This window comes from Ollibium composti, from assembly GCF_004801285.1.
In the GTDB taxonomy this organism is placed as follows: Bacteria; Pseudomonadota; Alphaproteobacteria; order Rhizobiales; family Rhizobiaceae; genus Mesorhizobium; species Mesorhizobium composti.
On record NZ_SSNY01000031.1, the window covers coordinates 1 to 772 of the forward strand.

Here is a 772-nt window from a genome sequence, read left to right on the forward strand (position 1 = left end):
CACCCTTGTATCTGCACGCAGGCAGGATTTGTGCGAGGAAAGCGACTGAGCCTCGAACCGGATGGCCATCCGGTTCGAGGCTTGGCGAAGTCGCCCGTACACCCTCCGGCCACAACCGCAGGGGAGCCAGGGATCTTCGCCTCGTCACGCACGACCGAATAGTCGCTTGGCTTCAACCGCACGCACAAGGCAGGTTACCGTGAGCAGGACCATTTGTGGAGTTGATGTTTCGAAAGACTGGCTCGACGCCCATGTCGAGCCAGGCGCGACGGCAGAGCGTTTCGGCAACGACGCGGCCGGCATTGCCGGGCTCGCCGGCTTCTGCCGGGACCATGGTGCCGAACTCGCCGTCATGGAGGCGTCGGGCGGCTATGAGCGGCTGGCTTTCCTGCTGCTGTGGCAGGCCGGCCAGCCCTGCGGTATCGTCAACGCGCGCAACGTGCGCTGTTTCGCTGAGGGGATTGGCTTCCTGGAGAAGACCGACCGGATCGACGCCGCCGTCATCGCCCGCTTCGCCGAAGCCAAGCAGATCATGCCGACGCCGCCGCCCAGCCCGGCGCAGGCGCGGCTCAAAGCTCTGATGGTCCGACTTTCCCAGCTCGGCGCCGACCTGACCGTCAACAAGCAGCGCAGGAGCGCGGCGGCCGATGCCGAGACGGTCGCAAGTCTCGAAGAGGTCATCGCGCTGCTCACGCGCCAGAGCCGCCGCATCGAGGGCGAGATCGCCTCGTTGATCGACGACGACCCGCTGTGGGCCAGGCTCGATCGGACC

General features: G+C 66.3%; 1 protein-coding gene. It reads left to right on the forward strand.

The features are described from left to right. Nucleotides 1-199: 199 nt before the first annotated feature. The coding region (locus E6C48_RS22350; RefSeq protein WP_136360401.1) for an IS110 family transposase at nt 200-772 on the forward strand (573 nt) is incomplete at its 3' end.